This is a genomic window from Bullifex sp., assembly GCF_034103065.1.
In the GTDB taxonomy this organism is placed as follows: Bacteria; Spirochaetota; Spirochaetia; order Sphaerochaetales; family Sphaerochaetaceae; genus Bullifex.
Genome location: NZ_JAXEGN010000144.1, coordinates 1 through 8,162, shown reverse-complemented (window position 1 = coordinate 8,162; position 8,162 = coordinate 1). Strand labels below are relative to the sequence as shown.

Genomic DNA, 8,162 nt, shown 5'->3' with positions numbered 1-8,162 from the left:
GTATAAGCTTCTGATTATCGATGAAATTGGTTATCTTCCTATAGATAAGACTGGTGCTAATCTTTTCTTCCAGCTTATTGCTAAAAGATATGAGCACACTTCTACTATTATTACTACCAACCAACCTTTTAGCAAATGGGGTGATGTTTTCTCTGATTCTATGCTTGCTAATGCTATATTAGATAGACTACTTCATCATTCCCATGTAATAAAGATTATTGGTCCTTCTTATAGAACTAAAGATTATTATGAGTTACTTGAGGGAAATGATCAGAAAAGGTCTCGTTAAATTACTACATTTTTATTTCGGAATTTTTTGTCATTTTTATATTGCAATTTACATTTCTTATAATGCAGTAAATTATCTTAATTATTTCATTTATAATATTGCGATAACCTGCGGAAAGTACCTGTTTTTATACACTTTCCGCAACTTATCTATTATTTTAAGCAATGAAAAAGCCCTCCAAAACTGAAGGGCTTTTTGACTATATAAAGTCTATTAGTTCTTAGCTGCCTTGAGGTTAGCTTCGAGAGTATCGAGCATCTCTGCAAGTTCTGCTGGGAGGTGAGATCCGAACTTTGGATAGTGGTTAGTTCTGATGTCATCAACTTCCTTGAGCCAGCCATCAACATCAACAGTAAGAAGTTCTTTCATGTCTTCTTCAGAAACATCTGCTGGGCGATCAATTGCATCAACAGTAGGCATGATACCAATTGGAGTATCAACTGTCTTAGCAGTACCTTCACAGCATTCGAAGATCCACTTGAGGACACGGCTGTTATCGCCGTAACCTGGCCATAACCACTTACCTTCAGCTGTCTTTCTGAACCAGTTAACATAGAAGATCTTTGGAAGCTTGTCAGCATCGCCAGCCTTACCAACTTCAATCCAGTGCTTGAAGTAGTCACCCATGTTGTAACCACAGAATGGGAGCATTGCGAATGGGTCACGGCGGATTGTACCAGCTTTAACATCGAGTGTAGCAGCTGTTACTTCTGAACCTACGATAGAACCAAGGAATACACCATGATTCCAGTTACGAGCCATATGTACTAGTGGGATAGTTGAAGGTCTTCTACCACCAAAGAGGATAGCAGATACTGGAACACCCTGTGGATCTTCCCATTCAGGAGCGATACATGGGCACTGAGATGCAGGAGCTGTGAAACGTGAATTTGGATGAGCTGCTGGAGCCTGTTCCTTATTACCCTTATCCTGAATCCATTCATTACCATGCCAATCTGTGAGTGGGCCTGGAGCATCATAACCAATACCTTCCCACCAAACATCTTTATCAGCTGTAAGAGCAACGTTAGTAAAGATTGTATTCTTGCTAGCAGCGATTAAAGCGTTCTTGTTTGACTTAGCAGATGTTCCTGGAGCTACACCAAAGAAACCTGCTTCTGGGTTGATTGCATAAAGTCTGCCGTCTGCACCGTACTTCATCCATGCGATATCATCACCAACTGTCTCTACCTTCCAACCTTCAATTGTAGGAATAAGCATAGCCAAGTTAGTCTTACCACAAGCTGATGGGAATGCTGCTGTTACGAAGCGGCTCTTACCTTCTGGGTTTGTGACCTTTAAGATGAGCATGTGCTCAGCAAGCCAACCTTCATCACGAGCGAGTACAGAAGCTATTCTGAGAGCGAGACACTTCTTACCAAGGAGAGCGTTTCCACCGTAACCAGAACCGAATGACCAGATTTCTCTTGTCTCTGGGAACTGTGCAATGTACTTATCTTCCATTGGAGCGCATGGCCACTTACCACCATCTGTCTCACCTGCTGCAAGAGGCTTACCAACTGAGTGGAGACATGGTACGAAATATCCATCTGTTCCGAGTAAATCAAGAACCTTAACACCTACACGTGTCATAATCATCATGTTGATAACAACGTATGGGCTATCTGTAATCTCAACACCGAGCTTTGAAATTGGTGAACCAAGAGGACCCATGCTGAATGGGATAACATACATTGTTCTACCCTTCATACAACCACTGTAGAGACCTGTGAGTGTTTTCTTAAGTTCAACAGGATCGATCCAGTTGTTAGTAGGACCAGCTTCTTCCTTTGTCTTAGCTGCGATAAATGTTCTCTTCTCAACACGAGCTACATCAGAAGGATCTGAATTGAAAAGAACGCTGTGTGGTTTCTTCTCTTCATTAAGGCGTACGCAGAGGCCTTTTTCTACACATTCGTTGACAAGCTCATCATACTGAGCTGCAGAACCATCTGCAAGTACGATTGCATCTGGGGTTGTAAGAGCTGCGATCTCATTTACCCACTGAACGAGCTTTGCATGTTTAACATCGTTAATTGTCATGAATTTCTCCTTATTGACTATTTCTGAAAGGCCCTTTACAAAAGACCTTTACTACTTACTATATCTTAACCACAACAATAAATAAAAAGCTGTCTTTTGACAAGGAAAAACGATATTTTTTTATTTAATGGATTAAATTTACATCAAGTTAGTATTATTCCTTGTATAACAGGACATATATAAATCGACAGGAACATCGCTTGGAACGTCTAAAAGTATATCAGCAATCTTTTTAAACCTATCTGATATCTTAGATTTCTTTACAGTGTTGCTATCAACAAGTTCACGAAGTAGCTTTCTACTTTCATCTAATTGCATTGATACAGACTTAAATCTATTTGCTAAGTCTTGAATCATCTTTACTCCACCGTTTGGGTGCGCAAATAAAAATTCCTCTAAATTATCCTTTCTAATCTCAAGTACCTTAGAATCTTCTAATGCAACTGCAGTACCATTTCTTGGCTCACCCTCTAAAAGACCCATTTCACCAAGAGAGGAACCTTTTTCACAAATAGTAGCAAGACAAAGCTCATTTTCTTTACCGTAGTTATAGTACAATCCCATTTTTCCTGTATATAACAAGAACATAGTATCGCACTCCTGTCCCTGCTCATATAGGATATCACCTTTAGATAAATCTATGAGCTTATTATTTTTGTCAAAAAATCTTTCCATCCTTAGCTCCTCAAATATATTATAGCAAAGCATTTTATAGGAGTTAATCCTTGAGAAATGTGATTTTTAAAAAACTTTGAAAAAAGGCGGCCCGAAGACCGCCTAACTGAGTATTTATGACAATTATCTATTGAGGAACCTTGATACAAATGCCTCTGCATTCTGGATTGAACCACCAGCTGCACCCTTTACAATGTTATTAACAAGTAGGCAGAAACCAATCTTACCATTCTTCTTCTTTAAGCGACCTGTATAAACAACCATTCCTTTTGGATTTCCCCAGAAAGCATACTTTGGCTGTGGGAATGTTGGTTCTTCAGAATATACAATTGGTTGCTTTGGTGTTGAAGGAAGATCCTGACACTCCTTAAAGTCGTTCCAGGCTTTAACAATTTCATCACACTCAACATCCTGCTCAAAATCAAGCCAAACAGTCTCAAGGTGACCAAACATAACAGGAACTCTAACTGTGTATGCATATACTTCAGGATCAATTGAAAGAATCTTCTTAACTTCTTTCTCAATCTTCTCTTCCTCACCCTTAATGAAAGGAATACAGTTATCTGTAATATCAAAAGAAGAAAGACCAGGATAACCAGCACCAGAAACACTCTGATAACTATTAATAGTAATAGTCTTAATTCCAAACTTTCTAAGTGGTGCGAGGGCCATAGCAAGACCAGTTGTAACACAGTTTGCGTTTGTTACACAAAATCCTGTCTGAGGATAACCCTGACTTCTAATTAAATCTAACTGCTCTACATTTGTATCAGGAATTAGAATTGGTACATTTGAATCATAGCGCATAGCAGCTGCATTACTAAATACATAGAAGCCTCTAGCTCTGAGCTGTGGCTCTGCTTCCATAGCAACTGCAGCAGGGAGAGCGGAGAATACAATCTTTACACCTGCTTCCTTCATAGCATCAAAATTAAATTCTTTAACATCAATATCTTTAATTGCTTCAGGCATCTCAAATGGCATAACCCAGTGAACGGTAGATGCATACTTTTGTCCTACTCTTGCTGCAGATGCAGTACAGTAAGCAAGTTCAAACCATGGATGATCAGAAAGCATCCACATAAATACCTGTCCAACGGCACCAGTAGCACCCATGACAGCAACTTTGATTTTGTTCTCCATAATAAAAAACCCCACCTTTCAGGAAATGAATCTCTTAATTTGCAACGCAAGATTAAAATAAAGTAGGCATTTTATGCAATACATTTTTTAAATTTTTGTTATAAATATTACATAATGTTATTATAACAACAAATCGTTGTTTCTAAGCATCATTCTGTAATCATAAGGGGTAATACCTGTTAGAGTTTTAAAGCGCTGAGAGAAGTAAGAAGAGGATGAAAAACCTAAGTTAAGTGCAATATCTGTTATTCGGTTTTCAGTAGACGCTAGAAGATTTTTAGCAATTCTAATTCTAACTTCTTCTAAATATGCCATAGGGCCTTTCGAGAACTCTTTTTTAAAAATCCTAACAAAATGGTACTTTGAAATATTAAACATTTGGGCTAATTCATCAAGATTGAAGTCTTCCATATAGTGTGAATCAATATAATCTTTAACTAAATTAAGCTTAGTTTTTGCATTTTGTTCACTTTTTTTAATCTCAATATTTGCTTTCTTTACTCTGAGTAATAGTGTTAATAATATATAAAAATACCCTTTTACTATAAGTTCATAATTACTACTCTTCTTTCTAACCTCTCCATACATATTCTTTATTAAATTACGAACCCTGTCATTTTCACTTCCAAAATTTAATATAGGTCCTTTATAATCATCATAGCTTACAGATAAGCCTGATATACCCAATGCATAGTACTCTAATTTTTCTGTTTCAGAGGATGTTTCTGTATGAAGATTGTTAGCAGGAAGCAGGATACAATCACGCTCATTAATGAGTATTTTTTTACCATTTACCAGCAATTCTCCTTTGCCTTTTTCAATGTAAAGAAGTTCACAAAAAAGGTGTGAATGAATAATACTAGGCCAGTCATTTTCATCCCTACTGTGTGAAATATAAAGTAGATTGACCTTACTGCTAATTCCATCAAGATTTACATCAAAGTGGTAATTACTCATACCAAAATTATGAAATATTTTTAAATATTTAGCAATAAAAATAAATATATAAGCAATATCTATATATCTTAATCCTTTTATTGAACAATATAGTGAAGATATCGGGGAATAACCGAGGAGGTAATAAATGAAAAAAATATTAGCAGTTGCGCTTATCGCGCTCATGGCTCTAACAGCTGTTTTTGCAAATGGTGCTAAGGAATCTGCACCAGCAGAAAAAACAAACACATTGACAGTTTGGGCATGGGATCCTAACTTCAACATTCCTGCATTAATTGAGGCTGAAAAAATCTATCAGGAAACACATCCAGATTTCAAACTCAATATTGTTGAAAACCCATCAAAAGATATCGAAGTAAAGTTTGTTACAGCAGACCAAGCTGGTGACTACTCAACTCTTCCAGATATCTTCCTTATGCAGGATAACTCATACCAGAAGTTCATCGCTAACTACCCTGGTATCTTCACAACACTTGATGACTCAGGCATCAACTTTGCTGACTTTGCAGCAGGTAAGAGCGCAATGTCAACAGCTAATGGAAAGCACTATGGTGTTCCATTTGATAACGGTGCTGTAATCATGCCAATTAGAACAGATATCATCGCAAAAGCAGGCTTAACTGTAGCAGATTTTGACGGTGTTACATGGTCTCAGTTCTTTGAAAACGCAACAAAGGTTAAGAAAGCAACAGGAATTGATATGCTCACAACCTCTGGTGGAAGTGAAATCGTATTAATGATCTTACAGAGTGCTGGTGCATCCCCATATGTTAATGGCAAAGTTAACATTGAAAACAACGCAGTACTTGAAGAAGCAATTAAGATCTATGCTCGCTTAATCAAAGAAGGTCTTATGACTGACTATACAGACTGGGATCAGTACATTGCATCATTTAATACAGGTAAAGCAGCTGGCTTAATCCAAGGTAACTGGATTATCTCATCAATCACAGCAGCAGCTGACCAGAGTGGTAAATGGGCAGTAGTTCCACTTCCAAAGCTTGAAGGCGTTGCAGGTGCAACTAACTTCTCTAACAGCGGTGGTGCTTCATGGGCAGTATCTTCAGCTTGTAAGAATAAGGAACTTGCATTTGACTTCTTAAAGACAACTCTTGGTTCTAACACAGCTCTTTATGATACACTTCTTGTAAACAATGGTGTTATCACAACATATCTCCCAGCAGCAAAGAGTAGCAAATACCAAGATCCAGTTGAATTCTTTGGTGGCCAGAAAGTTTACTCAGACATCGTATCTTATGCTAATGGCGTTCCTACTTGTGATTTCGGTTCATACTACAACGACATTCGTTCTGCAATCACAGACGCAATTACAAACGTTGTACAAAAAGGTGCTGATGTAAAAGCAGAAATGAAGAAAGCTCAAGAAGCTGTCGAATTCGCTATCGGAGGTTAATACCTTTTCCTAAGGGCAGGCGAATAAAGCCTGCCTATTTTTTTCCCTAGAGGTGCCCAATGACAAAAAAACTTACTTTGGAAAAAAGACAGAACCTAATTGGCTGGGCTATTTTACTACCAGCTACTTTATTAATATTTATCTTCTGCTTTTATCCTATGCTTCAAGCAATTCTCCTATCCTTTAAAAGAGGAAATAACGCATCAGAGCGTTGGGTAGGATTTCAAAACTACACAAGATTATTTAAAGATAAGGTATTCTTAGAATGCCTATTTAACACAGTCTTTTATTTTGTAATACAAGTTCCTATCATGCTTGTATTAGCATTGATCCTAGCTCAAATGCTAAATAATCCAAAGCTAAAAGGAAAGGGAATCTTTAGAACTATGATTTTCTTACCTTGTGCAACTTCTCTTGTATCATACTCAATGATATTTAAGTCACTCTTTGCAAGTAATGGATTTATTAATACCATGCTTTCCTGGATTAACATTGCACCTATTGATTGGTTTAATAAAACATGGCCTGCTAGATTTGTTGTAATCATCGCACTTGTTTGGAGATGGACTGGATACAACATGGTATTCTATATTGCAGGATTACAGAATATTGAAAATTCAATTTATGAAGCAGCAACAATTGATGGTTGTGGTGCTTATAAAAAGTTTACAAAGATTACTATACCTCTTTTAAAGCCAACGATTCTCTTAACAGCAATTATGTCTACATCAGGTACATTACAGCTCTTTGATGAATCAGTAAACTTAACTGCAGGTGGACCAGGTAAGGCAACAATGACCCTTGCCCATTACATATACAGTACAACATTCGAAAATACTCCGAACTTTAACTATGCGGCAGCAATTTCAGTGTTCATCCTAGTATGTATTAGCATACTCTCATTTATTCAGATGAAGGTAGGTGATAAACGTGATTAAAAATAAAGGTCTAATAGCTTCATATATAGTTTTAGGAATATTCAGCTTCCTATCAGTATTTCCTCTCTATTATATGTTTTGTGGTGCAACAAACCCAAGTATCGACATAATTAGAGGAAAATTAATTCCAGGAACATATTTACTTGAGAATTTAAAGACATTGCTTGATAACCAAAATCTACTTTTAGCGCTTTGGAACTCAGTAAAAAACAGTGTAATTGTAACTGTTCTTACCCTACTCGTTTGCTCTCTTGCAGGCTATGGTTTTGAGATTTTCCATGACAAATATAAAGATAGATTGATGTCTGTACTGCTAATTGCAATGATGCTTCCTTTCGTTGCAACTATCGTACCTCTCTTTAAGATGTTCTCAAAAATGCATTTAATCAACAGTACTGCAGCACTTATTCTTCCAACAATTTCAACACCTTTTATGATAATGCTCTTTAGACAGTCAGCAAGATCCTTTCCACATGACATTATCGAAGCATCCCGTCTTGAAGGTTTAAGTGAAATTAGAATTTTCTTTACAATGTTTATACCAGTTATGCGATCAACATATGGAGCAGCAGCAACTGTAACATTCATGAATGCTTGGAATAGTTATCTTTGGCCAAAGATTATTTTCCAATCAAATGAATCAATTACAATGCCAATGTTAGTTGCAAACCTTAAGGGTGGTTACTTTGTAGACTATGGAATG

Annotated in this window: 8 protein-coding genes; 4 read left to right on the top strand and 4 right to left on the bottom strand. The window is 37.0% G+C overall.

Annotated elements, in window-relative coordinates:
• The coding region (locus tag SOY52_RS05715) for an ATP-binding protein (RefSeq protein ID WP_320848009.1) at positions 1-289 on the top strand (289 nt) is incomplete at its 5' end.
• 213 nt (positions 290-502) lie between these two features.
• On the opposite strand, the gene SOY52_RS05710 is transcribed toward SOY52_RS05715, so the two are convergent.
• The 4 genes from SOY52_RS05710 to SOY52_RS05695 form a co-directional block, all read right to left on the bottom strand.
• Positions 503-2,353, bottom strand: coding sequence for a phosphoenolpyruvate carboxykinase (GTP) (locus tag SOY52_RS05710; RefSeq protein ID WP_320848010.1), 1,851 nt, complete (start codon positions 2,351-2,353; stop codon positions 503-505).
• Positions 2,354-2,470: 117 nt separating this feature from the next.
• Complete coding sequence (locus SOY52_RS05705; protein ID WP_320848008.1) at positions 2,471-3,007, bottom strand: cyclic nucleotide-binding domain-containing protein; 537 nt, start codon at positions 3,005-3,007, stop codon at positions 2,471-2,473.
• Positions 3,008-3,130: 123 nt separating this feature from the next.
• Entirely contained in the window at positions 3,131-4,150 is a 1,020-nt protein-coding gene (gene asd, locus SOY52_RS05700) for an aspartate-semialdehyde dehydrogenase (protein WP_320848007.1), read from the bottom strand.
• 120 nt (positions 4,151-4,270) lie between these two features.
• Entirely contained in the window at positions 4,271-5,107 is an 837-nt protein-coding gene (locus tag SOY52_RS05695; protein ID WP_320848006.1) for an AraC family transcriptional regulator, read from the bottom strand.
• Between the two features lie 127 nt (positions 5,108-5,234).
• Here SOY52_RS05695 and SOY52_RS05690 point away from each other — a divergent pair, with 127 nt between their 5' ends.
• The 3 genes from SOY52_RS05690 to SOY52_RS05680 all read left to right on the top strand — a co-directional run.
• Positions 5,235-6,521 (top strand): ABC transporter substrate-binding protein, encoded by a 1,287-nt coding sequence (locus tag SOY52_RS05690; RefSeq protein ID WP_320848005.1) that lies wholly within the window; start codon positions 5,235-5,237, stop codon positions 6,519-6,521.
• A gap of 59 nt (positions 6,522-6,580) precedes the next feature.
• The gene (locus SOY52_RS05685; RefSeq protein WP_320848004.1) at positions 6,581-7,459 is read left to right on the top strand and encodes a sugar ABC transporter permease; all 879 of its coding nucleotides are present in this window, start codon (positions 6,581-6,583) and stop codon (positions 7,457-7,459) included.
• Positions 7,452-8,162: carbohydrate ABC transporter permease (locus tag SOY52_RS05680; RefSeq protein ID WP_320848003.1), on the top strand; the 711-nt coding region annotated here is incomplete at its 3' end. The genes SOY52_RS05685 and SOY52_RS05680, both read left to right, overlap by 8 nt.